At 27.2% G+C, this 26,339-nt stretch carries 25 protein-coding genes; 4 read left to right on the top strand and 21 right to left on the bottom strand.

Annotated elements, in window-relative coordinates:
* Nucleotides 1-58: 58 nt before the first annotated feature.
* Nucleotides 59-1,786, bottom strand: a complete 1,728-nt coding sequence (locus QZ321_RS00750; RefSeq protein WP_291749351.1) for a phospho-sugar mutase — start codon at nt 1,784-1,786, stop codon at nt 59-61.
* 131 nt (nt 1,787-1,917) lie between these two features.
* The gene (locus QZ321_RS00745) at nt 1,918-2,523 is read right to left on the bottom strand and encodes a 50S ribosomal protein L25 (protein ID WP_291743238.1); all 606 of its coding nucleotides are present in this window, start codon (nt 2,521-2,523) and stop codon (nt 1,918-1,920) included.
* Between the two features lie 700 nt (nt 2,524-3,223).
* Between QZ321_RS00745 and glmS the strand changes: the two genes are divergently transcribed.
* Nucleotides 3,224-5,047: a glutamine--fructose-6-phosphate transaminase (isomerizing) gene (gene glmS, locus QZ321_RS00740; RefSeq protein WP_291749347.1), complete on the top strand. Its 1,824-nt coding sequence runs from the start codon at nt 3,224-3,226 to the stop codon at nt 5,045-5,047.
* A gap of 34 nt (nt 5,048-5,081) precedes the next feature.
* Here glmS and QZ321_RS00735 read toward each other — a convergent pair whose 3' ends face one another.
* Both QZ321_RS00735 and QZ321_RS00730 read right to left on the bottom strand, forming a co-directional pair.
* On the bottom strand, nt 5,082-8,318 hold the full coding sequence (locus QZ321_RS00735; RefSeq protein WP_291749344.1) for a DEAD/DEAH box helicase: 3,237 nt from the start codon (nt 8,316-8,318) through the stop codon (nt 5,082-5,084).
* 128 nt (nt 8,319-8,446) lie between these two features.
* Nucleotides 8,447-8,800, bottom strand: coding sequence for a Spx/MgsR family RNA polymerase-binding regulatory protein (locus QZ321_RS00730; RefSeq protein ID WP_291743949.1), 354 nt, complete (start codon nt 8,798-8,800; stop codon nt 8,447-8,449).
* Nucleotides 8,801-8,971: 171 nt separating this feature from the next.
* Between QZ321_RS00730 and QZ321_RS00725 the strand changes: the two genes are divergently transcribed.
* The 3 genes from QZ321_RS00725 to QZ321_RS00715 all read left to right on the top strand — a co-directional run bounded on the left by QZ321_RS00725 (nt 8,972) and on the right by QZ321_RS00715 (nt 11,274).
* A complete protein-coding gene (locus QZ321_RS00725) occupies nt 8,972-9,403 on the top strand; it encodes a molecular chaperone DnaJ (protein WP_291743947.1) in 432 nt (143 codons plus the stop codon).
* Nucleotides 9,404-9,494: 91 nt separating this feature from the next.
* Nucleotides 9,495-10,325, top strand: a complete 831-nt coding sequence (locus QZ321_RS00720; RefSeq protein ID WP_291749340.1) for a J domain-containing protein — start codon at nt 9,495-9,497, stop codon at nt 10,323-10,325.
* A 40-nt stretch (nt 10,326-10,365) separates the two neighbouring features.
* The gene (locus QZ321_RS00715; RefSeq protein WP_291743943.1) at nt 10,366-11,274 is read left to right on the top strand and encodes a DUF5685 family protein; all 909 of its coding nucleotides are present in this window, start codon (nt 10,366-10,368) and stop codon (nt 11,272-11,274) included.
* Nucleotides 11,275-11,292: 18 nt separating this feature from the next.
* Here the strand turns inward: QZ321_RS00715 and QZ321_RS00710 are convergent, their stop codons facing one another.
* From QZ321_RS00710 to rimP, 17 genes are all read right to left on the bottom strand, one after another.
* Nucleotides 11,293-12,084: a hypothetical protein gene (locus QZ321_RS00710; RefSeq protein WP_291749337.1), complete on the bottom strand. Its 792-nt coding sequence runs from the start codon at nt 12,082-12,084 to the stop codon at nt 11,293-11,295.
* A gap of 61 nt (nt 12,085-12,145) precedes the next feature.
* Entirely contained in the window at nt 12,146-12,595 is a 450-nt protein-coding gene (locus tag QZ321_RS00705; RefSeq protein ID WP_291743939.1) for a DUF2383 domain-containing protein, read from the bottom strand.
* A gap of 102 nt (nt 12,596-12,697) precedes the next feature.
* Nucleotides 12,698-12,973 (bottom strand): hypothetical protein, encoded by a 276-nt coding sequence (locus tag QZ321_RS00700; protein WP_291749333.1) that lies wholly within the window; start codon nt 12,971-12,973, stop codon nt 12,698-12,700.
* Between the two features lie 136 nt (nt 12,974-13,109).
* Nucleotides 13,110-14,312 carry an aspartate kinase gene (gene dapG, locus QZ321_RS00695; RefSeq protein WP_291749330.1) on the bottom strand — a complete coding sequence of 401 codons (1,203 nt, stop codon included), beginning with the start codon at nt 14,310-14,312 and terminating at the stop codon, nt 13,110-13,112.
* Between the two features lie 21 nt (nt 14,313-14,333).
* Nucleotides 14,334-14,639 carry a YlmC/YmxH family sporulation protein gene (locus tag QZ321_RS00690; protein ID WP_291749327.1) on the bottom strand — a complete coding sequence of 102 codons (306 nt, stop codon included), beginning with the start codon at nt 14,637-14,639 and terminating at the stop codon, nt 14,334-14,336.
* A 125-nt stretch (nt 14,640-14,764) separates the two neighbouring features.
* Nucleotides 14,765-16,069, bottom strand: coding sequence for a pitrilysin family protein (locus tag QZ321_RS00685; RefSeq protein WP_291749324.1), 1,305 nt, complete (start codon nt 16,067-16,069; stop codon nt 14,765-14,767).
* A 109-nt stretch (nt 16,070-16,178) separates the two neighbouring features.
* Nucleotides 16,179-18,278 (bottom strand): polyribonucleotide nucleotidyltransferase, encoded by a 2,100-nt coding sequence (locus QZ321_RS00680; RefSeq protein WP_291749321.1) that lies wholly within the window; start codon nt 18,276-18,278, stop codon nt 16,179-16,181.
* Between the two features lie 85 nt (nt 18,279-18,363).
* A complete protein-coding gene (gene rpsO, locus QZ321_RS00675) occupies nt 18,364-18,627 on the bottom strand; it encodes a 30S ribosomal protein S15 (protein ID WP_133014141.1) in 264 nt (87 codons plus the stop codon).
* A gap of 279 nt (nt 18,628-18,906) precedes the next feature.
* Nucleotides 18,907-19,833 (bottom strand): bifunctional riboflavin kinase/FAD synthetase, encoded by a 927-nt coding sequence (locus QZ321_RS00670; protein ID WP_291749317.1) that lies wholly within the window; start codon nt 19,831-19,833, stop codon nt 18,907-18,909.
* A gap of 10 nt (nt 19,834-19,843) precedes the next feature.
* Complete coding sequence (truB, locus tag QZ321_RS00665) at nt 19,844-20,722, bottom strand: tRNA pseudouridine(55) synthase TruB (protein ID WP_291749313.1); 879 nt, start codon at nt 20,720-20,722, stop codon at nt 19,844-19,846.
* Between the two features lie 3 nt (nt 20,723-20,725).
* Nucleotides 20,726-21,697 (bottom strand): bifunctional oligoribonuclease/PAP phosphatase NrnA, encoded by a 972-nt coding sequence (locus tag QZ321_RS00660; RefSeq protein WP_291749311.1) that lies wholly within the window; start codon nt 21,695-21,697, stop codon nt 20,726-20,728.
* Nucleotide 21,698: 1 nt separating this feature from the next.
* Nucleotides 21,699-22,049, bottom strand: a complete 351-nt coding sequence (gene rbfA, locus QZ321_RS00655) for a 30S ribosome-binding factor RbfA (protein WP_291749309.1) — start codon at nt 22,047-22,049, stop codon at nt 21,699-21,701.
* A 12-nt stretch (nt 22,050-22,061) separates the two neighbouring features.
* Complete coding sequence (gene infB, locus QZ321_RS00650; RefSeq protein WP_291749307.1) at nt 22,062-24,122, bottom strand: translation initiation factor IF-2; 2,061 nt, start codon at nt 24,120-24,122, stop codon at nt 22,062-22,064.
* 15 nt (nt 24,123-24,137) lie between these two features.
* Nucleotides 24,138-24,452, bottom strand: a complete 315-nt coding sequence (locus QZ321_RS00645) for a ribosomal L7Ae/L30e/S12e/Gadd45 family protein (protein WP_291749305.1) — start codon at nt 24,450-24,452, stop codon at nt 24,138-24,140.
* Complete coding sequence (locus QZ321_RS00640) at nt 24,445-24,711, bottom strand: YlxR family protein (protein ID WP_291749302.1); 267 nt, start codon at nt 24,709-24,711, stop codon at nt 24,445-24,447. The genes QZ321_RS00645 and QZ321_RS00640 overlap by 8 nt, the downstream gene beginning before the upstream one ends.
* A 13-nt stretch (nt 24,712-24,724) precedes the next feature.
* Complete coding sequence (nusA, locus tag QZ321_RS00635) at nt 24,725-25,783, bottom strand: transcription termination factor NusA (RefSeq protein WP_291749299.1); 1,059 nt, start codon at nt 25,781-25,783, stop codon at nt 24,725-24,727.
* Nucleotides 25,784-25,800: 17 nt separating this feature from the next.
* Complete coding sequence (rimP, locus tag QZ321_RS00630) at nt 25,801-26,259, bottom strand: ribosome maturation factor RimP (protein WP_291749296.1); 459 nt, start codon at nt 26,257-26,259, stop codon at nt 25,801-25,803.
* Nucleotides 26,260-26,339: the final 80 nt, after the last annotated feature.

Raw genomic sequence — 26,339 nt, 5'->3', positions numbered from 1 at the left:
TTTCAAACTAAATACTGAAATAATAAAAGCTACCGGTTTCCCGATAGCTTTTATTGTTTTATGCTAACTTTTCGTTAATTATTTCCATAACTTTTTCATTGAATCTTACTAACTTTTCTTCAGCATTTACTAAGCTTTCACCTTTAACAGCTGAGTAAATTTTCATTTTTGGTTCAGTACCTGACGGTCTAACAACAAATGAAGATCCATCTTCTAATATATATTTTAATACATTAGACTTAGGTAAGTTAATAACACTTTCTGTATTACTTATTAAGTTTTCTTCTTTGCTTAACTTATAATCAAGTTTTGTTGCAATTTTAACTCCATCAACTTCTGTTAATGTAGTAGTTCTTAAAGAATCTAAACACTTAGCAATCTTTTCTTGACCTTCTTTTCCTTGTAATTCAATTGAAATTAAATCTTCTTTAAAGAATCCAATTCTGTTGTAAAGCTCAATTAATGCTTCATAAAGGCTCTTACCTTGTTCTTTATAATAAAGAGTCATTTCGGCTATTAACATTGAAGCTATTACAGCATCCTTATCTCTAACGAATTCTCCAGCTAAGTAACCATAGCTTTCTTCAAATCCAAATAAATATTTCTTATCTCCATTTTCTTGGAATTGTCTAATTTTTTCTGCAATATATTTAAATCCAGTTAATACATCCATTATTTCAACACCATAGTAATTTGCAACTGCTCTAGCACCTTCTGTTGTTACTATAGTCTTAATTACAACTCCATTTGAAGGTAATTTTCCTTCTTCTTTAAGAGCTGATAATATATAATCTGTTAATAATAGTCCTGTTTGATTACCAGTTAAAACTTTATATTGATCATCATTTTCCTTAACTACAACACCAATTCTGTCACAGTCTGGATCTGTACCAAATATAATATCTGGATTGCTCGTTTTAGCCATATCAAGGGCTAATTCAAAAACTTGTGGATTTTCTGGATTTGGATAAGAAGCTGTTGGGAAATTACCATCTGGCATTTCTTGTTCTTTAACTACTTCTACATTTTCATATCCTAATTCAGCTAAAACTCTTCTTACAGGAACATTTCCACTTCCATGTATTGGAGTGTATATAACCTTTAAATCTTTAGCTTTTTCTTTTACTAATTCAGTTCTTATTGTAAGCGCTTTAACTTCTTCAATATAAGCCTTATCTACTTCTTCTCCAATGTACTCTAAAAGGTTATCATTTAAAGCATCTTCTAATGAAGTAGTTTTTATATCTTCATAATTTACTATACTATTAACTTCACCTATAATAATTCCAGCTTTTTCATCTGTAACTTGTCCACCAAATTCATCATAAACCTTATAGCCATTATATATCTTTGGATTATGTGAAGCAGTTATTACTATTCCACCTTGACAGTTTAAATGTCTAGATGTAAACGAAAGCATCGGAGTTGGTCTTAAGCTTTCAAATAAAAATACCTTTATATTATTTGCACAAAGAGTTAATGCAGCAGCTTCTGCAAACTCCTTTGACATATTTCTTGAATCGTATGCAATAGCTACCTTTGGTGATTCAAAAGATTTATTTAAATAGTTTGCAAACCCTTGTGTTGCTTTTGAAACTGTATATACATTCATTCTATTAGTTCCAGCACCTATTACCCCTCTTAATCCACCAGTACCGAAATCTAATTCCTTATAAAATCTATCTTCTATTTCTTTTTCATCGTTAATGCTTCTTAACTCTTCCTTTATTTCCTCTGATATTACAGTAGAGTTTAACCACTCATTGTACTTCTCTTTATAATCCATATTATTCCTCCTAAAAATTTTCAATAATCTTTACTTAGTTATTATATACCAAATTTAAAAAAATTTAAACAAAAAAATAATAGATATAGGAAAATTTATCTATATCTATTATTTTTAGTTTATTTTTTCTATTATTCGGCTAATTCTTTTGCATCATTTTCTTGAGCTAACTCATTATTTTCTTCAACAGTTTTACGTTCATAACTTACTGAAGCAATAACAGAATTTAAATCATCTAAGACTGATATTTCAGATGCAACTTCTAAATCACCAAATTTATAAACTGATCCAACACTTCCTGTTCCAATATTAAAGTCAATATATTTAGGTAGTGCTTCTACTGAACATTCTACCTTTACACTATCTTTTTCCTTTTGTAGAACTATTCCTTTTTTATTTAAATATTCTTCTCCTACATAATGAATCGGAACTGATGAAACTATTTTATTTTTTCCTTTTAATTCTTCTAAATCTAAATGAATTATCTTATTAGTAACAGGATCCCTTTGTACTTCTTTTATTAATCCTTTATGAGTTTCTCCATCTAAACTAAATTCTAATACACCATGTTCTCCATTAACACCTATTTCATGGCATAATTCTAATTCTCCAACTTCAAATAATAAATTATTAATTTTTTTACCATATAATACACCTGGAACCTTTCCATTTCTCCTTGCCTTTTTTGCACTATTTGGAACATCTATAGGTCTTTTATTCATTTCTAAATTTGACACTTCACATTACCTCCTATGATTTTTAAAATTCTCTTATGTATTTTTGACAGATATTATTGAATTTATACATCTAATTTACACCTTATCCATAAAAATATTATTTTTTCAAATACTTCTTTAAATGTAATACTTATATCAAAATTCACACTTTTATTATTTTTATCTACTTTATTTCAATTTTGCATATAATAATATTACCTTAATATTACAAATTAACTGTTAAACTTAATTCTAATCCACGAATATAGACAAATTCTATATTTATGATAAAATGTTTATATTGGTATACTAAAAAATCGATAAAGGAAGTGATTTTTATAGTAAAATACAAAATAAAAATTTCATAAAAGCGCCAGAACTTAAGTTAAACCAAATCAAAGATCATTGGTAAAAAGAAACTCCTACCGGACGTAGGAGTAAGTTCGACCAACCAAATCAAAGATTTGGGGTCTCACTTAAGTTGACGAGGATGGGGAGAATCGAATTCTTCGGCGGGTGCCCCACGGTATCGCACTACCGTTAACGACTAGTAAAACTATAAAGTGATTTATAGGACAATCCTAGTCAGGTGTTAAAACCTCCATTGCATGTTTGATTTTTCTAGTGTGTTAGTATACTTTTTTAAAATCTAGAATATCTAATGGCAATATTAAAAAAAATAAAATGAAAAAATAATTTAAAATTGGAAGGAAGATTTATTATGTGCGGAATAGTTGGTTATGTTGGAAAAAGACAAGCATCTGATTTATTAGTTGAAGGTTTATCAAAATTAGAATATAGAGGTTACGACTCTGCTGGAGTTGCAATTTTTAATAATGGAATAAATGTTAGAAAATTTAAAGGTCGTTTAAATAATTTAGCTAAAAGCTTAAAGGAAAATCCTATTAATGGTCATATAGGAATAGGTCATACTAGATGGGCTACTCACGGTGAACCATCTGATATTAATTCACATCCTCATACTACAGAAAATGCTACTATTAGTGTTGTTCATAATGGTATTATAGAAAATTATATGAAATTAAGAGAATGGTTAACTTCAAAAGGTTATACATTTTTCTCTGAAACTGATACAGAAGTTATTCCTAATTTAGTTGATTTTTATTATGAAGGTGATTTATTTGATGCAGTAGTTAAAGCAACTTCTAAACTTGAAGGAAGCTTTGCTATTGGTGTTGTTGCTAAAAATGAACCTGATAAAATAATTGCTGTTAGAAAAGATAGTCCTCTTATTGTTGGACTTGGAAAAGATGAAAGCTTTATAGCTTCTGATATCCCTGCTGTTTTAAACCATACTAGAGATGTATATCTTTTAGAAGATAAAGAATTTGTAATTCTTACTAAAGATGGTGTTGAACTTAGAAATGAAGAAGGCGAAAAAATAGAAAAAGAAATTTACCATGTTACTTGGAATATAGATGCAGCTGAAAAAGGTGGATTTGAAGATTTTATGTTGAAAGAAATTCATGAACAACCAAAAGCTGTTAAAGATACCCTAGCTGGTAAAATAATACTAGGTAAAGAAATAACAATTGATAATATTTCATTTACTAAAGAACAATTAGAAAACTTTGATAAAATATATATTGTAGCTTGTGGTACTGCTTACCATGCTGGAGTTGTTGGTAAAACAGTAATCGAAAAGTTTGCTAAAATTCCAGTAGAAATTGATATTGCATCTGAATTTAGATATAGAGATCCTATGATAACAAATAAAACTTTATTAATAGTTGTATCTCAATCTGGAGAAACTGCTGATACTTTAGCTGTTCTTAGAGATGCTAAAAGTCAAGGTACTAGAGTTTTAGCTATAACTAATGTTGTTGGGTCTTCAGTTTCAAGAGAAGCTGATGATGTATTTTATACTTTAGCAGGACCTGAAATTGCAGTTGCTTCAACAAAAGCATATGTTACTCAATTAGCTGCATTTTACATTTTAGGATTATACTTTGCTTCATTAAAGAAAACTATGTCAAAAGATGAAATTGAATCAGTTAAAGCTGAATTATTAGAAATACCAAATAAAATTGAAAAAGCTTTAGGAATGAAGGATGAGCTTCAAAAATTTGCTTCTTCTCACTATAATCATAAGGACATGTATTTCTTAGGAAGAGGACTTGATTATGCAGTTGCTATGGAAGGTTCTTTAAAACTTAAAGAAATATCTTATATTCATTGTGATGCTTATGCTGGTGGAGAATTAAAACATGGCCCTATTGCTTTAATAGAAAATAATACAGCTGTAGTTACTCTTTTAACTCAAGAAGCTTTAAAAGATAAGATGATTAGTAATGTAAGAGAAGTTTCTACAAGAGGTGGAAATATATTTGCAGTTGTAAATGAAGGAGATACTACTTCACACGAAGTTGCAGATTCAATAGTTTATATTCCAAAAACTATTGATATACTAACTCCACTTGTAAGTGTTGTTCCTCTACAATTAATTTCTTATTATATTGCAAAGCAAAAAGGTTGCGATGTTGATAAACCAAGAAATCTTGCAAAATCAGTAACTGTTGAATAAAAAATAGGATATACCATTTGGTATATCCTATTTTTTAATTAAACAAATCTTTAATTTCATCAGCACTTAATGAACTTAAAAATCCACCATTTGTATAGTTTCCATCCATTATTTCATTTATTATTTCTTTTTTACTTTCTTGAAGGTTTATTATTTTTTCTTCTATGCTTCCCTTTGCAATAAGCTTAATTACTTCTACAATATTTTTTTGTCCTATTCTATGAGCTCTATCTGTTGCTTGTTCTTCAATTGCAGGATTCCACCATGGATCAAAGTGAATCACTACATCAGCTGATGTTAAATTAAGCCCTGTTCCCCCTGCCTTTAATGAAATTAAAAATACTTTTAACTTATTTGATTTATTAAATTCATTTACTAATTCTACTCTTTTTGATGCTTTAGTTGTACCATCTAAATAAAGATATTGTATATTTTCCACTTCTAATGCTTTTTTTATACTATCAAGTACTGATGTAAATTGTGAAAATAAAAGTATTTTATGATTTTCTTTAATAAAGTCTTGTATAAGCTCTATGGTTATATCTATTTTGCCACTTCCTCCAGTATATTCATCCATTATTATTGAAGGATCTAATGCAAGTTGTCTTAATTTAGTCAAGTATGAGAAAATAGTTATTTTATCTTTTACAAAATCTTTTTCTTTCATTTTTACCTTTACATCATCTACATATGCTTTATACACCTTTTTTTGATTTTCTGTCATTTCAATTAAAAATTTCTTTTCAATTTTATCTGGTAATTCATTCATCACATCTTTTTTTAATCTTCTTAATATAAATGGTTTGATAAGTTTCTTTAATTCTTTAGAACCTTTTTCAATACTCATAAATTTTTCTTGAAACTTTTTCTTAGAATACAGATATCCTGGCAAAATATAATCAAATAATGACCACAATTCAATTAAATTATTTTCTATTGGTGTACCAGTTAAAGCAAATTTTACTTTTGCATTTAATGATTTAACAACTTCACAACTTTGTGATAAAGGATTTTTAATATTTTGTCCTTCGTCTATTATACAAAAATCAAAATTTATATCTTTATATAAATTATAATCATTCCTTAAAGTTCCATAAGTAGTTATAAGTACATCTATATCTTTTATTTTCTCTTTAGAAAATATTCGATTATCTTTATTTCCATGAATAATTTTTATGTTCATTGTAGGAGCAAATTTTTCAAATTCACTTTTCCAATTATAAATTAATGAAGTTGGAGTAATTATGATACTTTTTTTATTTTTTTCTGATAATAAAAATGCAATGGTTTGAATTGTTTTTCCTAACCCCATTTCATCAGCTAATATTCCTCCAAATTCATAATGACTTAATGTTTTGAACCATTTAAATCCAGTTATTTGATAATCTCTTAAAGTTGCTTTTAATTCTTTTGGAATCTTATAATCTACACATTCTAAATTTTCTATTTTATTTGCTATGTGGCTAACAATATCTTTTCCTTCAAGAAAAATCAAATTATTATCCTTCAAGTATTCATTAAAAAATATTGATTTACTTTTATGTACTTTTATTTCATTAGATTCTAAATTTATGTCACCATTTAAAGTATCAATAAGATTAAATAAACTTTTAACTTCTTCTTCCTCAAAATTTATAAAACTTTCATCTTTTAATTTAAAAAACTTTCTATTTTCTTTAAAAGCTTCAATTATTTTCTTATATTCATTCTTATCTACATTATCAATATTGAAAGTAAACTCTAAATAATTTCCAGTTCCCTCTGACACTTTTGCATTAATTGATTTAGCTCCATAAATTTTTCTTTCTTTAAATCTATCTGAATAAAATATAGTTGCCTCTTCTTTTAATTTTGTTAAATCTTCAGCTAGTAGTTTAAAAAGCTTTTCATCATTTCCATTAAAAATAAACTTTTCATTACTTCTATAAAATGATAATGAATTTAATAAATTTTCAATTTTTTCTTCCTTATTTATATTTCTAATTACATATTCATTATCTTTAGGTCCTATTAAAATATTAAAGCTTATATCCCCATAATTTGCTTTAACTTCTGCTAAAGTCTCATTTTTTTCTTTATCAAAATAAACTTCTAATTTTGCTTCTTCTTTAACTATATTCTTATTTAAATCTTCATCAATACATATTTCATTACTTATAAGCTCTAATATTGGTATTAATTTATTTATTACCTTTTGTTTATTAGAATTTTTAAAGGAGATAATCTTTTCTTTACTTAATATATCATTTATTGCTTTGTAATATTTTATTTGCTTAAAGTTAGGAAGATATAACTTATCTTTATATAAATAAACATCACCTTTATATGTCATGGATTTTGGAATGTCCTCATTAGAAGATATTTTAATTTCATTATTTTCTTCTTTTATATTAAATTTTATAGGTAAATCTTCCTTTAATATAATAACTTCCTTACTTTTCTCATTTTCAGTTAATAAAATATTATCATCTTTTATATTTTCTAAAAATCTTCTTAATGAACTTTGAGGAATAAATAATGTTTTATTTCCACCAAAAATATTATTAGTAATCTTTTCAGCTGCATATACCCCCTTAAATGGTTCGTTTAAAGATACATATTCTTCAATAAAATCTAATATTTTTTCATCTTCCTCTGAAAAATAATGAATTACAGGATTATATTTAAATTCTTTTCCATAAGATACTATTACATTATTTTTTTTAGCATTTATTAAATCAACTATACTTTTAACAACATAAAATTTTTTAATTCCTATTTTCAAATCTAATTCATAATAAAAATTATTTTTGCTTATTGCCTTTTTACTAAGGTTAATTTTTAGATTAACTTTTTCTTTTTTATTTGTAGTTATTTTTTCTACTTCATTTAAAATAACTTCGGAATAATCTATTTCTTTATCATCAATGTTTTCTAATTCATTTTTTACTTTTTTCTTATCTATTACAGCTTCTTCAAATTTATAAAATGTAGCTCCAATATGCTTACATATATATGTAGAGTTAAAATCACAATTTTTTTTAAAATCACTGCAACTACATTCAGTATAAATTAAATCACCCTTTTTTATATCAAAGGATAAATTTGTATTATAAATACTAATATCACTTTCAGACATTACTTTTCCATAAATATCTAAAGCATCATATTCTTTATCCACTATAGACTTAATATCTAATACTAAACCTTCCCTAAAATATTTAAGAGCTTTATTTAAACGATTATTAATATCATTTTTTATTACTAAAGCATTTAATTGTGTTACATCCAATTCCTTCACCTCATTAAATGAAACTATTTGTTTTATCTTTTAAAAAATACTAATAAATATTTTAAAACAAAAAATAATCTATTGAATTAATATTACCCAATAGATTATTTTTATCTATATTTTTAAATTTACAATATCTCTTTATATTGTTCTTCCTTAAATCCTACTAATACTTTATCTTTGCAAATTAAAAGTGGTCTTTTAACAAGCTTTCCATCTGTAGCAAGTAATTTTATCATTTCTTCTTTAGACATATCTTTAATCTTATCTTTTAACTTCATTTCTCTATATAAAACACCAGAGGTATTGAAGAATTTTTTAACTTCTAACCCACTTAAATTTATCCATTCTTCTAATTCTTCTATTGTAGGATTTTCTATAGTTATATCTCTATCATTAAATTCTATATTATTTTCTTGTAAAAACTTTTTAGCCTTTTTGCAAGTAGTACACTTAGGATATTGTAAAAATAACTTTTTCATAATTATCTCCTTTTAAATTATTTTTTATAATTTTATCATAACAATTACGAAGCAGTAAACATACTATTTAAAAATTTTCTTTGTTTTTTCTAAATAATGATTTATTTTTTTAAATTGTATATAATAAATATAATAATTATTTTTATATTATATATTAAGGAAGTGAATATTATGGACAATTCATATTATATCAATAATAATTCATTTAATACTATTAACAACTTAATTAATAAAAGAGAGTTTTCTTTAGCTGAAAATTTATTAAATTCTCATTTAGATAAAAATGCTGATTATCATTATCTTTATAGCATATTATTAGAAAAAAAGGCTTGGTTTGAAGAATCTTTAAATCATTTAAAAATTGCGATTAGCCTTTCTCCAAATAATACTTTATACAAAGAAAAATTTATTAATTTAATGGGAAGGCATAGACATTATTCAGATGACTACTATAATAATTGTTATAGAAGACATAATCGTGGCTGTGCTTGTTGTTGCTGTGATGATTGCTGTTGTGATTGTGGTCACTTTAGTTGCTGTGATTTAATATGCTTAGATCAATGTTGTGAGTGTATGGGTGGAGATTTAATTGAATGTATTTAATATAGCTTTCAATTATTTTATATGAATCACTTATTTAGATTAAGATGAATATATTATAATAATTCAATAATCTTTTTTAGGAGATTTATTTATGAACCCTTATAAAGTCCTTGGCGTAAGACCAAATGCTTCATTAGATGAAATTAAAGATGCTTATGAATCATTAGCAAACACCTATAATATAAATAATTTTGATGGTTCTTTAGAAGAGCCCTTGGCAGAGGATAAACTTTCAGAAATAAATGAAGCTTATAAATCTTTAACTAACAACTTTAAGTATCAAGACATAAGAAGTTTAATAGAAAACAAACAATTTTTAACAGCAGAAACAGAACTAAATTTAATTTCAGATAAAAACTCACCTGAATGGAATTACTTGCAAGGTTTTGTATTATTAAAAAAAGGTTGGTTTCAAGCTGGAGTAAATCATTTAAAAACAGCTGCTGAATTAAATCCTAATAATGAAGAATATCAACAAGCCCTAATGGTGCTTGTAAAAAAAGTTAGAGCAATGAAAGCAAATTATGCTAGAGCAATGCAATATAATAGTGCTAATAATAACAACAATATGTGTGGCGGAAATGGTGGAAGTCAAACAAATAACATGTGTGGTGGTGCTGGAAATGGCGGCGGTGGCATAGATCCTAATATTTTAAATATGTTTATGAGTGCAAATGGAGGTAACCCTATGGGTGGTGCTAATCCTATGAATGGTGCAAGCCCTATGCCTGGTGCTAATCCTGCAGATGCAATGAATGCCGCTAATAACGCTAATCCTATGGGTAATATTGCAAACATGATGAACAGTATGGGCGGAATGGGTGGTGGAAACCCAATGCAAAATATGCTTATGCAAAGTTTAATGAGTGGCGGAAACGGAATGAACATGTGTGGTAACTCTGGTGGCGGTGGAATGTGCTAAAATTCTTTAATACTTTTATCTTAAATAAAGGAGAAATTTAATGTTTGGCTATGTTACACCTCTTAAAAGCGAACTAAAGTTTAAAGAATTTGAATACTTTAGAAGCTATTATTGTGGTTTGTGTAATGAAATTAAAAGAGAATATGGTAATATTCCAAGGTTTTGTTTAAATTATGATTTAACTTTTATAGGCTTTTTACTAGATGGACTTTATAGTACACCTCTAAACCTTGATTCTATTAAATGTTTAAGACATCCTAATAAAAAAATTATAATAACAAAACAAACAAACGCCTTAAATTATTGTGCTAATTTAAGTATACTTCTTTTTGATTATAAACTAACAGATAACATAAAGGATGACAAAAGTATAAAAAGTAAAATTTTCAAATTTTTACTTTCTTCTTCTTCAAAGAAAAGTTTGCTTAAATTAGAAAGTCTTTCTGATAAAATATCAAATAATATAACTATATTATCAAATTTAGAAAACTCAAAACAAATTTCTTCTTTAGATGAGATTACACATCCCTTTAGTGATATAATGGGTAGCATTTTATTAAATTTTCCATACAAATTTGAAGATGATTCAGAAATATTACGCAAAAACTTATATAGTCTTGGATATTTTATTGGAAAATGGATTTATTTAATAGATGCTCTTGATGATTTAAAAGAGGATATGGATAATAATAATTTCAATCCTTATAACGTTTTATATAATTCAAATTCATTAGATTTTAATAAATTAATTTTATCATGTATTAATGAAATTGACTTTTATATTTCAAATTGCCTTGTAAATTGTAGTGAGCTTTTAAAAAATATTCCTTTTAAAAAGCATTATAGCATTATTGATAATGTAATAAACTTAGGAATGATAAATAAATATTATGAAGTTTTAAATAAAATACCAAAATCAGAAAATAATAAAATAAATACCAGTAGCTAATAACTACTGGTATTTATTTTATTTATTATATACTACTATATCTCTCTTAGTATCTAAAATTGCATTTCCATCCTTATCAAGGTTAAATACTGATGTTACTGTAACCTTTTTTATATCACCCTTTAAATTTTCTATTTTTGCTATAAAATAATTTCTCACCTTTTTATCTATCTTTTGAGGCTGCTCTACTCTGCTTGTAAAAGTTCCTTCTGTTGTTTCAACTACAATTGAAGTTTTTTCATCTTCTGTTCCAAATACATAAGCATCATTAGTGTCATTATATAAATTAACTCTTATTAATGCACCATCAAATTGTACTGCCTCTTTAACTAAACTTAAGTTTAATTCTTTTTTCTTATCCATTGGAACATCAAATCCTATACATTCTATAATAGAATCTGGAGAAACTGACCAACCACCATCTTCTTTTATTATGGCATATACATAATCTCCTGTAGTATTTTCATTATTTACTACAGCTGAGATAGTTATTACTGCCTTTTTTAAATTTTCATTTATTTCTTCTATACTCTTAATGTTTGAAGATGTTATATTTAAATTTTTTCTATTCTTTTTCATTACTTTTATTATTTGATTTAAATCATATCCTACATATTTTACGTATTCATCTGAATATAATTTAACCATATTTTCTACATTATTTTCTAGGTTATATGTATTAAATAAATTAATTGCCTCTTCTGCTGTATTTCCTCTAATCATTTCAACTTTCTTACTACATCCTAGGGATAAAAAAACAAAAATTGATAAAATACTTAATATCCCATATATTTTTAAGACCTTTTTCATAAAATTTCCTCACAATCTATATTTTCTCTTAATAAATATATAACATATTTTATAAATTTCATCAATATTTACATAACTTACTTTTTAGATTGTTTAAAACTTCTAAATGATTATCATAATCTTTTACTACACCTTTTATATCATTCATAATACTTTCTTCCATATCTTTATTTTCCTCAATAAACTTATTAGCATTTTTTATTCCCATATTCATAGCTTTTATTGCATGTTCACATACTTCAGCATCAGTATCAACAGATATAAGTTTTATTTTTTCAAAAGCCTCAGCAATATTCCCTATTATACCTAATGAATCACTTGCATTTCCTCCAAGATATTCTATTCTATGAGTTATTGCTTCTTCATGTCTTTTAAATGATTCTATAATTTCTTTTAACTTAGCTTTAAGCTCTAAATTTTGAGCTTTATCTAAATAATCCTTAAATGTAGCCCCTCCCATATGAATTCCTGTTAAAAACTTATTTAAATCTTTAACTATTTTTTCACTCATTATTGTCACCTCTAATCTTTTTTAATTATTTTTTCCATTTTTTAAAATAATATTTATAAAAAATTAAAAGCTATACAAAAATATTTTTGTATAGCTTTTAAACTAATCTAAATCTTTAATATAAAATCCCTTATTATAAACTTCTTTATCATACTTAATTTCAATATTATTACAAGCTCTGCTATCTTTTTTATTTACAATAAAATTAATTCCTTCTATTACTTCTTCAACATCTTCTTCTGTCTTAAAATCACAATATAATTCATAAGCTGGTCTACCACAACCATAAAATACTTTTATTCTTATATAATTTTCTGAACTTTCATTTAGTAAATTATTTAAAGCTTCTTTTGCTTTGTTATCAAATTTTAATTTCATTAATAATTCCTGCCTTTCATAAAATAGATATATATTCTATTATAAACAAATTTAATGTATATTAAAATATATATGTATATATAAAACTAAAAACTCTTTAGCAATATATTTTTACTAAAGAGTTTTTTTATTTTTACTATTTGCCTAAATTAAATTCAGTATGAAGCAATCTTATTGCTTCAGGAACCTTTTTGCTATCAATTAAACACCAAATAGTCATATTTGAATCTGTTGTTTGTAATACTTCAATTTCATTTCTAGTTAAAGTATTTATTATTCTTGCCATAACTCCAGGTACACCATTCATTCCAGCACCAACAATAGCTATTGTACTACAATTTTCAATAATTGAGTATTTAATTTCAGCCTTGCTCATTATTTCTGAAAGCTTATCTTTTTCACTTGCATCAATTGTAAACATTTGATGTTCTGGAAAAATATTTATTAAGTCTAAGCTTATATGATTTTTAGCTAATAATTCTAAAAGATTTCTATATGATCTTCTTTCTCTATTATCTGACAATCTTACCCTTACTTGAATTCTATTATTTAAATGAGTTATCCCAGAAATAAGTCTTTTTTCTTCTTCTGAAATATCACTTTTAATCATTGTTCCTTTTGAATCATTCATAGTATTTTTAATTACTAATGGCACATTTCCCTTTTTAGCTAAGGCAACAGCATTTGGATGAATAACCTTTGCACCTTGATCTGCTAGTTGAAATCCCTCATTATATGTCATTTCATTTATAAGAGATGCATCCTCTACCATTCTTGGATCAGCGGTCATTATACCATCTACATCAGTATATATATCTATTTCTTTTGCATTTAATGCAACTCCTAATATACATGCTGAAGTATCACTTCCACCTCTTCCTAAAGTTGTAAAAAATCCTTCTTTAGTAACTCCTTGAAAACCTGTTACTACTGGCACTTTTCCAGATTCTAAAATTTTCATTATATTACTAGTATCAACATCTATAGCCTGTGCATTAGTGTGAACATCATTTGTTATAATTCCTGCTTGACCTCCAGTTAATGGAACTGCAGTTATTCCATGCTTATATAAATCATTACATAAAACTACCGAACTTATTATTTCTCCACAACACATTAATAAATCTTGAGCACTTTTATTATTATTTTTAAAATTATCATCTACAAGTGATAATAGGGTATCTGTTGCATAAGCTTCTCCCTTTCTTCCCATAGCAGAAACTACTACTACTGGTTTTAATCCACTTTCAATTGCCTTCCCTATTTTTTTTATTACTTGTTTTCTTCTTTCCTCTGTAGATACAGATGTTCCTCCGAACTTTTGCACTATTATATCCAAGGAATCTCCCCCTTAAGTTTTTTAAGCTCTCGCTCTTTTTATCTTTCCTTCCTCAGCAGAGATTACTATAACATTAGTTCCAACCTTTGTTACACATTCCCATGGTATTTCAACATATTCCTTACTACCAAAAAAACTAAACTTACTTGAACTAATACCAACCACTAGAAATTTAATATATCCTTCTTCATCAATTATAAAGTCAATATTTTGAGTACTATCATATTTTTCTGCACACTCTAAGTTAAAAATTTCATATCTTTCTAACTCGCTTAAATTTCTAAGCTGACTTTCTGGCTTTTTTTCGTAATATTCAAAATCCTTCATAATAATTACCTCCTCGTTATACATAATATTATGCAAACAAAAAATAATATATTACTTTAGATATACGATTAAAATCCAATTAGCAATTTACTCTCCTTAAATAATATATCAACTATAAGACAAACTTACAATAGAAATTTTTCATCACTACAACTCTTATATGCAACTTTAGAGTTATTTATAATTGAGTTTAATTTATCTGCTTCCACACCCTGACCAACAAAAGCAGTACTTATTATTCCTGGTTTAAAGCATCTCTCCAATACATAGTTTATGTCATCATTATCTATTTTGTTAATTCTCTTAATTACATCTTCTTGTGTTTTAATTTTATTTTGTAATAAGAAGCATTTTGCATTTGCAAACATTCTAGATGAAGTGCTTTCTAGACCTAATATATAACTTGCCTTAATTTTTTCTTTATTAATTTCTAGTAATTCTTTACTTATACCCTTATTGGCAAAATCATATAAATGTTCATTAATAACACTTATTGCTTTATCACAATACTTATTACTCAACCCTGTATATATATTCATAGTTCCAACCCCTAAATAAGGTTGCATGTAAGAATAAACACTGTAACATAATCCTAACTCTTCTCTAACCTTTTGGAAAAGTATTGATGATGCACCGCCACCAAATATATTATTCAATAAAACTAATGAATACGATTTATCATCAGCATATGGTAGTCCATTTAAACCTAAATTTATATGAACTTGTTCTATTTGTTTTTCAGTATATTTGCTATCATGTTTTAATGTAATAGCTTCATAACTTGGATTATATATATTATCTTTGCTCCATTTACCAAAATATTCTTCAATAAGCTTTCTTAATTCCTTTTCATCAAACTTACCACAAATACTAAGTACAGAATTATATGGTGTATAATGATTTTTAATATAATCTTTAATTTTTTTTCTAGTAAATGATTTTATTTTATCAGGTGTACCTAAAATAGGATAAGCTAAAGAGTTATCTCCAAAAATAGCTTCTGAATGTATTTCGTCTAATACATCTTCTGGATTATCTTGACTCATATTTATTTCTTCTATAACTACCCCCTTTTCTTTTTCTATTTCTTCTTCATCAAACTTTGCATTTAATATCATATCAGAAATTACATCTAAACATAAATCAACATGAGTATTTAATGCTTTTATATAATAACAAGTAGTTTCCTTGCTTGTATAGGCATTAATTTGACCACCTATATTTTCTATTTCTTGCACTATTTCTTTTGCACTTCTTTTATCAGTACCTTTAAAAAACATATGCTCTATAAAATGTGAAATACCATTAACATCTTTACTTTCATTTCTTGAACCATTTTGAACCATTATTCCTACACTTATAGAATTAACATGCTCAATATATTCTGTTACAACTCTCAAACCATTATCTAATGTATATAAATTAAACATACTTACCTCCATTTTTATAGATTTGCTTTTAGTTTATTTTAATCTTATCATATTTATTCTATATAGTAAAAAAAAGAGAATTATTTTAAATTCTCTTTTAACATTTTTATTATTCAGTTGGCTCATCTTGTGGAAGAGCATCTTTTCTTGAAAGGTTAATTCTTCCTTGAGAATCTATTTCAGTTACTTTAACTAAAATTTCATCTCCAACAGATACAACATCTTCAACCTTTTCTACTCTCTTTTTATCTAATTTAGAAATATGACAAAGCCCTTCTTTGTTAGGTAAAATTTCAATAAATGCACCAAAGGCAGCTATTTTAGTTACTTTTCCTAAATAAACCTCACCTGCTTGAACTTCTTTAGTCAATCCTTCAATAATTCTGATAGCTTCATTTACTCCATCATGGTCTGGTGAAGAAACAAATACTGTACCATCTTCTTTAATATCTATCTTAACACCTGTATCAGCTATTATCTTATTAATAACTTTACCACCTGCACCAATAACATCTCTTATTTTTTCTGGATCTATAGAAATAGTTGATGTTTTTGGAGCAAATTTAGATACTTCTGATTTTGGATTTGGTATACATTCATTTATTTTATCTAAAATGTGTAATCTAGCTTTTCTTGCGTTTTTAATTGCTGTTTCAATTACATTAAAGCTTAATCCCTTAATTTTTGTATCAACTTGAATTGAAGTTATACCTTCTGTTGTTCCTGCTACTTTAAAGTCCATATCTCCAAAGAAATCTTCTATTCCTTGAATATCAGTTAAAACTTCTTCTTCGCTTAAATCTTCTGATGTTATAAGCCCCATTGCAATACCTGCTGCTGGCCTCTTAATTGGAACACCTGCATCTAATAATGCTAATGTAGATCCACAAACAGAAGCTTGAGAAGTAGAACCATTTGAACTTAATACTTCTGAAACTAATCTAATTGTATATGGGAACTCTTCTTCTGAAGGAATAAGTGGTTCTAAAGCTCTTTCTGCTAAAGCTCCATGACCTATTTCTCTTCTACCTGGTCCTCTTAATGGCTTTACTTCCCCAACAGAATAAGCTGGGAAATTATAGTGGTGCATATATCTCTTAGATTCTGTTTCTCCTATACCATCTATAATTTGAATATCTCCAACAGCCCCTAAAGTAGCAACAGTCATAACTTGAGTTAATCCTCTTGTAAATAATCCTGTTCCATGAGTTCTTGGAAGTAAATCTACTTCACATGAAATTTTTCTTATTTCATCAAAAGCTCTTCCATCAGGTCTTCTAGAATGATTTAAAAGCATATCTCTAACCACTTCTTTTTGCATGTTATAAACTATTTCTTTAGAATCTGCAAATGTGTCTGGATATTTTTCTGCAAACGCTTCACTTATTTTATCGTTTACTATGTCCATCGCAGCATTTCTTTCATCTTTATCAGTGATCCACATAGCTTCTTTTATCATTTCACTTGCAAAATCTTTAATGTCTTTTGAAAGTTCTTCATCTGGCTTATAAAGAACAGGTTCATCCTTTTTCTTTCCGAATTTAGCCATCGCTTCTTCTTGGAATGCAACTATATCTTGACACTTTTCAAATCCATATTCAATTGCTTTAATCATTGTATCTTCTGGAATTTCATTTCCACCAGCTTCAATCATCATAACTCTTTCTTTAGTTGCACAAACAGTTAATTGAAGAATACTTTCTTCTCTTTCTTTTGAAGTAGGATTTAAAACAAAATTTCCATCTATAAGACCAACTTGCACTGCTGCAACTGGAGTTGTAAAAGGAATACTTGATAGGGATAATGCCATTGATGCTGCATTGATTGCTAGAATTTCTGGTAAGTTATCTTGTTCTACAGATACAACTGTGCAAACCACTTGAACATCATTTCTATATCCCTTAGGGAATAATGGTCTTAATGGTCTATCTACAGCTCTTCCAAAAAGAATTGCATTTTCTGAAGGTCTACCTTCTCTTTTTATAAATCCACCTGGTATTTTACCAACTGCATATAATCTTTCTTCATATTCAACGCTTAATGGAAAAAAGTCTATTCCATCTCTTGGTTTTTCTGAAGCATTAACATTTGTTAATATTACTGTATCTCCATAGCTCATAAAAATAGCTGCATTTGATAACATTCCAACTCTACCAAATTCAACTTTCATATTTCTACCGGCTATATTTCTTTCTAATATATTAGTCATTTAATAACCTCCCTTCAGGTTTTACGGGTTTTATTAATTTAATTTTTTTAAAATAATAGAGCGGATAAAACCCGCTCTATAAAGACTATCTTCTTAAGCCTAATTGTGCTATTATAGCTCTGTATCTTTCGATATCTTGTTCAGCTAAGTAATTTAAAAGACCTCTTCTTTGTCCAACCATCATTAAAAGACCTCTTCTTGAGTGGTGGTCTTTCTTGTGAACTTTTAAGTGTCCAGTTAATGAGTTGATTCTTTCAGTTAAAAGAGCGATTTGAACTTCTGGTGAACCAGTGTCTCCTTCATGTCTTCCGTATTGTTTGATTAATTCTTGCTTTCTTATTGCGTCCATAATGACACCTCCAGTTAATTTATCCCCTATTTCCAGGAAAAGAGAAATCACCCTCAAATCTTAGAAGTAGGTTCTTCATGAGATATTATATCAAAGTAAGTCTATCTTGTAAATATAATTTATTATTTTAAATTTATTTGTATTTTATTATCTAATATTGATTAAACTTAATCGCTAAAATACTAAAATTACTTTAATATAACTTAAAATTTAAATTTATATATATTATTATATAGTTGTTAAGTTTTATCTTCTTTTATCTTTATCTATAAAAGAAAATTAAAAATACATTTCACCTTTTTCTTCTGCAAACTTTTTATCTTTTTTTAATTGTGCAACTAATTCATTAATATTATTAAACTTTATCTCATCTCTAATTCTATCAATGAAGTAAACCTTAATTTCTTTTCCATATATATCTTCATTAAAATTTAATATATAGGTTTCTAAAGTTAATTCTTGCCCATTTACAGTAGGATTATTCCCAACAGAAGTAATTCCCTTAAATGTTTTTTCATCTATTTTTACATTAGTATAATAAACACCTTTTTTAGGAATAACTTTTTCTTTATTAATTTCTAAATTAGCTGTTGGAAAACCTATAGTTCTTCCAAGCTTTTTCCCATCTATAACTTTTCCTGAAAGCATATAAGGTCTAGATAACATATTAAATGCTTTTTTCACGTTTCCATCTAATAATTCTTTTCTAATAGATGTAGAACTTATTATTTCATCTTGCATGGTATAAGGTTTCATTACATATAATTTATACTTATATTCTTTTTGAAACTTTTCTAAAGTTTCAACATCCCCTAAATTTTTATAACCAAACTTAAAATTAAATCCTACAATAATTCCCTTTACATTATAGCTTTTACATAGCCATCTTATAAATTCATCAGGCATCATCTTCATGATTTTTTCATCAAAATCCTTAAATGCAATTATATCTACTTCTTCATTTTGTAAAATATCAATTTTTTCTTCATTTGTCATAATTAACTGTATTTTATTCGTGGTATTTAAAAACTTTCTAGGATGATTTTTAAAAGTAAAAATAATTGATTTGCCATTATTTTTTACAGCTAAATCTTTAGCCTTTTCAATTAACGATAAGTGTCCTAAGTGTAATCCATCAAAGCTACCAAGAGCTATATAATTATTTTTGCTTTCTTCATTAAAAGCTTTATTATCATATATTAGCATTGCTTTTCTCCTATATTATTAGTAGCTTTTCTATTTTAAATCCAAAGTTATTTCTTTTACCTAATCCTATAAAGTTTTTATTTTCATCATAAACTCTATATAATACACTATTTATAACTTTGTCTTTAGTAAATCTATTATCAGCAACTCTTACTCCATTTATAAGAAGTTTTGTATATTTTCCATATACAGTAATTGATTCATATTTATTTAAAGCTTCTTCCATAGTTATAACATAGTTTTCTATATTTTCTTCTGTTAAATCATTAATATTAATTGAATTTTCTTGTGAAAATACAGAAGTTTTTGATCTATTTAATTTTGTCATAGTTGCAAAAACTCCTAATTTTTCTCCTATATCATAACATAAACTTCTTATATAAGTACCCTTAGAACATGTAACCTTCATAGAAACATAAGGATTATCTATATTAATATCTTCAATATTATAGATATTTATTAATCTACCTTCTCTTTCCACTTCTATTCCTTTTCTAGCTAACTCATAAAGTCTAACTCCATTTTGCTTTAAAGCAGAATACATAGGTGGAACTTGAGTATATTCTCCTATAAACTCCTTAATTACATTTAGTATATCATTATCACTTAAATTAGAAGTATCTCTTTCTTCTAAAACTTCACCTTCTAAATCATAAGTAGTTGTCCTAATTCCTAGCTTAAAAGTAACTTCATATACTTTTTCAGAATCCATAATATAATCTATTATTTTAGTTGCTCTACCAATACATATAGGTAACACCCCTGTTGCTTCTGGATCTAATGTTCCAGTATGTCCAACCTTTCCTGTCTTAGCTACTTTTTTAACAACTCTAACAACATCAAAAGATGACATTCCCATTGGTTTAAAGATATTTAAAATTCCATTCATATCTTACAACTCTTTCTGTATTTCATTTAATATTTCATATTTAGCTTCTTCCATTGATATATTTTTAATTTTTATACCTGAAGCTCTTATATGGCCACCACCACCAAAAACTTCTGCTATTTTTCTTACATCAACATAACTCTTAGCTCTAAGACTTGCTTTAACACCATCTTCAACTTCTTTTAATAATAAAGTTACTTCAACACCTTTAATTTGAAGTCCGTAAGAAATTATATCTGATGTATCTCCTATATCAATTCCTAAATCTGATGTAAAATTTTTATCTAATTCTAATAAAGCAACTTTACCATTTAAAATAAGTTGCATATTAGTTAATGCTTTTCCAATTAACTTTATTCTACTAAAATCCTTATTATCAAAAAGATTTTGATAAATCGAAGTATTATCTACACCTATTTTTTTTAATACTGATGATATTTTATGTGTTCTTTCTGTTACGTTAGAATGTCTATATCCCCCTGTATCTGTTACTATTGAAGTATACATACAAGTGCCTATATCCTTTATAGTACTATTTTCCTCTTCAAAGCTTATACCCATTAAATTTAATAATTCAAATATTATTTCTGCTGTTGCAGCTGCATTTGAATCTATATAGTTTATATCACCATATTTATCATTTGAAAGATGATGATCAATATTTATTATTGTGCCAGTGAATTCCTCTAAATTTGCACTTACTCTATCTAAGTTTCCACAATCAATTACTACTACAATATCTGTTTCATCTAAAGGTTCTATAATTTCTCCAGTGATTTCAGATGATCCTTTTAAAAACTTTAAGTTTTCTGATAAAGTATCCTTTGATATTATATAACAATCCTTATTTAAACTTTGAAGAGCATTAAAAAGTGCAAGAACACTACCTACTGCATCACCATCAGGTGATACATGGTAGGTAATGCCTATTTTCTTGCTATCTAATATAAACTTTGCAATTTGACTTAAAGTCATATTACTTTTCTTTTACCTTTTGAATTAATTCTTCAATATGCATTCCATAATTAATTGAATCATCAAGTTCAAATATTATTTGAGGATTATATCTTAAATTAATTCTTTGACCTATTTCTTTTCTAATATATCCACTAGCATTTTTTAAAGCAACAAATGTATTGTTCTTTTCTTCATCATCTTTACCAAATATACTTACAAATACTTTTGCATATCTTAAATCTTTAGTTACTTTTACATCTGTAACTGATACCATTGCAGTAAGTCTTGGGTCTTTTATTTCACTTCTTATAATAGTACTAATTTCTCTTTTTACTTCTTCGTTTATTCTTCCGCCTCTATAGTTAGCCATTTAAAACACCTCTTAAAGCTCTTTTCTCTTAATAGCTTCCATTGTAAATGATTCTATAATATCGCCTTCTTTAAGATCGTTGAATTTTTCAACGCTTAAACCACATTCATATCCCTTAGCTACTTCTTTAGCATCATCTTTAAATCTCTTTAAAGATGCTAAAGTTGATTCAAATATTACTATACCATCTCTAATTACTCTAACTTCAGAATTTCTTACAATCTTACCATCAATAACATAACACCCTGCTATAGTTCCTACATTTGAAATTTTATATGTCATTCTTACTTCTGCCTTACCATTTATAACTTCTTTATATTCTGGTTCAAGCATACCAATCATAGCAGATTTAACATCTTCAATTGCATCATATATTATTCTATATGTTTTTATTTCAATATTTTCTTTTTCTGATTGAACTGTTGCATTGGAATCTGGTCTTACGTTAAATCCAATAACTAAAGCATTTGAAGCTGCTGCAAGTGTAACGTCTGTTTCTGTAATTGCACCAACAGCACCATGTATTACTCTAACTTTAACATCATCAGTAGATAATTTTTCTAAAGATTGTCTTATTGCTTCTACAGAACCTTGAACATCAGCTTTAACAACTATAGATAATTCCTTAACTTTTCCTTCTTTAATTTGGCTATATAAATCTTCTAAAGATACTCTATTTGATGCTTGATGACTATCAGCCTTAATTTTTTGCTTTCTAATATCAGCCATATTTCTTGCAGTCTTTTCATCTTTGCAAACTATAAATCTATCTCCTGCAGCAGGAACTTCAGAAAGGCCTAAGATTTCAACTGGAATAGATGGTCCAGCACTCTTTATTTTCTTTCCTCTATCATCAAACATAGCTCTTATTCTACCATAAGTAGAACCAACTAAAATAGAATCACCAACATTTAAAGTACCATTTTGAATAAGTAATGATGCAACTGAACCTCTACCTTTATCTAACTTAGCTTCAATTACAGTACCCTTAGCTTTTCTATTTGGATCTGCTTGTAATTCTTGCATTTCAGCAGTTAATAATACCATTTCCAATAAGCTTTCTAAGTTTTCACCAGTTTTAGCTGAAACCGGAACACAAATAGTATCTCCACCCCAGTCTTCTGAAACTAATCCATGTTCAGTTAATTCTTGCTTAACTCTATCAACATTTGCACCTGGTCTGTCAATTTTATTTATTGCAACAATCATAGGAACTTCTGCTGCCTTACAGTGATTTATAGCTTCTTTTGTTTGTGGCATTATACCATCATCTGCAGCAACAACTAATATAACTATATCAGTAACTTGTGCTCCTCTAGCTCTCATTGCTGTAAAGGCTTCATGTCCTGGAGTATCTAAGAATGTAATTTTTTCTCCATTCAAAGAAACTGTATAAGCACCAATATGTTGAGTTATTCCACCAGCTTCACTTGCAGTAACCTTTGCATGTCTTATAGCATCTAAAAGTGATGTTTTACCATGGTCAACATGCCCCATAATTGTTACTATTGGAGGTCTTTTTACTAAATTTTCTTCAACTATATCAGTTTCTTCTTCAAAAGCTTCTAATTCTGTTTCTTCTTCTTTCTTTTCAACTAAAACTTCATATTTTTCACAAAGTTTTTCAGCTGTAGAAAAATCTATTTCTTGGTTAACACCAGCCATAACACCTAAAAATATTAAATTCTTAATAACATCATTTGTTGGCTTTCCTAACTTTTCACATAATTCTTTAACTGTTATTGTTTCACCAATTTCAATTACTCCACAAGCAGCTTCAGCATTTTTTTCTGTTTCTTCTTGTTCTAATTCTTTTTTAGTTTTTTTCTTTTTTCTTACACCCTTATTAAGTGATTCAGCAAGTTCATCTTCATATTCTTCCACTAAACTCTTTTTACCTTCATTATCGCTATTATCACCTAATAATTCCTTAATTAGTGTTGCATCTTCATCTTCTATTACGCTCATATGATTTTTTACTTCAACACCAAACTCTTCCATTAATAAATTTATTAAATCCTTTGAGCTAACATTAAGCTCTTTTGCCAATTCATACACTCTAATCTTTGACAATAAAATCACCCCCGGTTAATTTTTAAAATTTTCATTTTCATACAAGGATATTAACTTTTCAGCCATATTTTTATCTACTACAGCTAAAACTTTTAATTCCTCTCTTCCAATCGGGCATCCTAGTTGTTCTTTTGAAAAGTCTTCTATAATAGGAATTCCTTTTTCAGTGCAATGATTTTTAAACTTCTTTTTTGTACTATTAGATGCATCATTACTTAAAATTACAAGATAAAAACTACGTCTATTACGTTGTTCATCACATTTGCTATATCCTTCTATTAAATTCCCTGATCTTTTAGCAAGACCTAAAAAATTAAAAAACTTATTCATTAACTATCTCTTCCCTTAATCTGTTGTATATTTCTTCATTTATTGCAACATCAAGGTTTCTACTTAATCTTTTTGCTTTAAATGCTTTTTCTAAGCACTCAATACTCTTACAAATATAAGCGCCTCTTCCTGCTTTTTTGCCTGTTAAATCCACAGAAACTTCACCTTCTTGACTTTTTACAACTCTAATAAGTTCTTTTTTAGGCTTCATTTCCATACAACCTGTGCACATTCTTAAAGGTATTTTCTTTACTTTCATAAAAAAATCCCCCTTATTCCTCTATTGCTTCAGCTTGTGATTTACTCTTTATGTCAATCTTCCAATTAGTTAACTTAGCTGCTAATCTTACATTTTGACCTTCTTTACCAATTGCAAGTGATAATTGATTATCATCAACAACAACTTTAGCTGATTTTAATTCTTCATCAACTGTTACACTTAAAACTTTAGCAGGGCTTAAAGAACTTGCTATAAATTCTTCTGGGTTTTTACTCCATTTAATTATATCAATCTTTTCACCTTTAAGCTCATTTACAATATTTTGTACTCTTGCACCCTTAGGACCAACACAAGCTCCCATAGGATCAACATTTTCATCATGAGATACTACGGCAATTTTACTTCTTGATCCTGCTTCTCTTGAAATACTCTTTATTTCAACTACACCTTCATATATTTCTGGCACTTCTAATTCAAATAATCTTTTAACTAAGCCTGGATGTGTTCTAGATACAATTATTTGAGCACCTTTAGAAGTATTTTTAACTTCTACAACATATAACTTAATTTTTTCATTAAATTTATATCTTTCTCTTGGGATTTGTTCATTTGGCCCAATAGCTGTTTCTAATTTTCCGATATTTACAAAAACATTTCCTTTATCTTCTCTTAAAACTGTTCCTGTTATAATATCATATTCTTTTTCTTTATATTCATTGTATATGATACTTCTTTCAGCTTCTCTAATTCTTTGAGTAACAACACCTTTTGCAAGTTGAGCTGCAACTCTACCAAAATCCTTTGGAGTAACTTCAAAGTCTACCACATCATCTAAATCATATGTAGGTTTTATCTCTTGTGCTTCTTCTAATCCTATTTCAGTAATATTATCAAAAACTTCTTCAACAACTGTCTTTTGAGAATAAACATGTATTTCTCCAGTTTCTCTATCAATTGTTACTTTTACATTATGTGCTGAAGATGTTGGTCCTGCATAATTTTTTTTATATGCCGCAACTAAAGCATCTTCAATTGTTGTAAATAATAAATCTTCACTAATACCTTTATCTTTTACTATTTCTTTAAGAGCACCTATAAACTCTTGGTTCATCTTAAATACCCTCCTTACTATATTTCCCCTTCAATATTTGCACCTTTAATCTTTTCTTTTGGTATGCTTATTAAAGTGTCTGCTTCAACTATTATATTTTCTTCATTAACTTCTTTTAAAATACCTTTAATATTTTTCTTTCCATCAATAGCTTTTGTAAGTTTAACCATTATTTCTCTACCTACAAATCTCTTATAATGAGATTCAGTAAATAAATTTCTATTTAAACCTGGCGATGAAACTTCTAAGAAATAAGCTTCTTCTATTGGATCTTTTTCATCCATAATATCACTTACTCTTCTTGAAAGAGCCTCACAATCATTTAAAGTGATTCCGCCTTCTTTTTCTATATATATTCTTAAATAATATTCTCCATTTTCCTTAACATATTCAATATGATATATTTCATAGTTAAGTTCATCTGCTATGGGTTTAACCATTTCATAAATTTGAGTTACTAAGGCATCATTTTTCATAATTATCCTCCTTTTCAATATTCAGTTTTTAGGTAATTTAAAAAATAGATATGTAAAAACGCAACTAAAAAGTAGTTGCG

The organism is uncultured Clostridium sp. (genome assembly GCF_910588715.1).
GTDB lineage: Bacteria > Bacillota > Clostridia > Clostridiales > Clostridiaceae > Clostridium.
Note: the sequence above shows the minus strand (reverse complement) of the source record. Positions and strands in the feature narration are given on the sequence as shown.

Coding starts and splice junctions, on each gene's coding strand:
- QZ321_RS00750 (WP_291749351.1), bottom strand. CDS start 1,786: ATGGATTATAAAGAGAAGTACAATGAGTGGTTAAACTCTACTGTAATA.
- glmS (WP_291749347.1), top strand. CDS start 3,224: ATGTGCGGAATAGTTGGTTATGTTGGAAAAAGACAAGCATCTGATTTA.
- QZ321_RS00730 (WP_291743949.1), bottom strand. CDS start 8,800: ATGAAAAAGTTATTTTTACAATATCCTAAGTGTACTACTTGCAAAAAG.
- QZ321_RS00725 (WP_291743947.1), top strand. CDS start 8,972: ATGGACAATTCATATTATATCAATAATAATTCATTTAATACTATTAAC.
- QZ321_RS00720 (WP_291749340.1), top strand. CDS start 9,495: ATGAACCCTTATAAAGTCCTTGGCGTAAGACCAAATGCTTCATTAGAT.
- QZ321_RS00715 (WP_291743943.1), top strand. CDS start 10,366: ATGTTTGGCTATGTTACACCTCTTAAAAGCGAACTAAAGTTTAAAGAA.
- QZ321_RS00710 (WP_291749337.1), bottom strand. CDS start 12,084: ATGAAAAAGGTCTTAAAAATATATGGGATATTAAGTATTTTATCAATT.
- QZ321_RS00705 (WP_291743939.1), bottom strand. CDS start 12,595: ATGAGTGAAAAAATAGTTAAAGATTTAAATAAGTTTTTAACAGGAATT.
- QZ321_RS00700 (WP_291749333.1), bottom strand. CDS start 12,973: ATGAAATTAAAATTTGATAACAAAGCAAAAGAAGCTTTAAATAATTTA.
- QZ321_RS00690 (WP_291749327.1), bottom strand. CDS start 14,639: ATGAAGGATTTTGAATATTACGAAAAAAAGCCAGAAAGTCAGCTTAGA.
- QZ321_RS00685 (WP_291749324.1), bottom strand. CDS start 16,069: ATGTTTAATTTATATACATTAGATAATGGTTTGAGAGTTGTAACAGAA.
- QZ321_RS00680 (WP_291749321.1), bottom strand. CDS start 18,278: ATGACTAATATATTAGAAAGAAATATAGCCGGTAGAAATATGAAAGTT.
- rpsO (WP_133014141.1), bottom strand. CDS start 18,627: ATGGACGCAATAAGAAAGCAAGAATTAATCAAACAATACGGAAGACAT.
- QZ321_RS00670 (WP_291749317.1), bottom strand. CDS start 19,833: ATGCTAATATATGATAATAAAGCTTTTAATGAAGAAAGCAAAAATAAT.
- truB (WP_291749313.1), bottom strand. CDS start 20,722: ATGAATGGAATTTTAAATATCTTTAAACCAATGGGAATGTCATCTTTT.
- QZ321_RS00660 (WP_291749311.1), bottom strand. CDS start 21,697: ATGACTTTAAGTCAAATTGCAAAGTTTATATTAGATAGCAAGAAAATA.
- rbfA (WP_291749309.1), bottom strand. CDS start 22,049: ATGGCTAACTATAGAGGCGGAAGAATAAACGAAGAAGTAAAAAGAGAA.
- QZ321_RS00645 (WP_291749305.1), bottom strand. CDS start 24,452: ATGAATAAGTTTTTTAATTTTTTAGGTCTTGCTAAAAGATCAGGGAAT.
- QZ321_RS00640 (WP_291749302.1), bottom strand. CDS start 24,711: ATGAAAGTAAAGAAAATACCTTTAAGAATGTGCACAGGTTGTATGGAA.
- nusA (WP_291749299.1), bottom strand. CDS start 25,783: ATGAACCAAGAGTTTATAGGTGCTCTTAAAGAAATAGTAAAAGATAAA.
- rimP (WP_291749296.1), bottom strand. CDS start 26,259: ATGAAAAATGATGCCTTAGTAACTCAAATTTATGAAATGGTTAAACCC.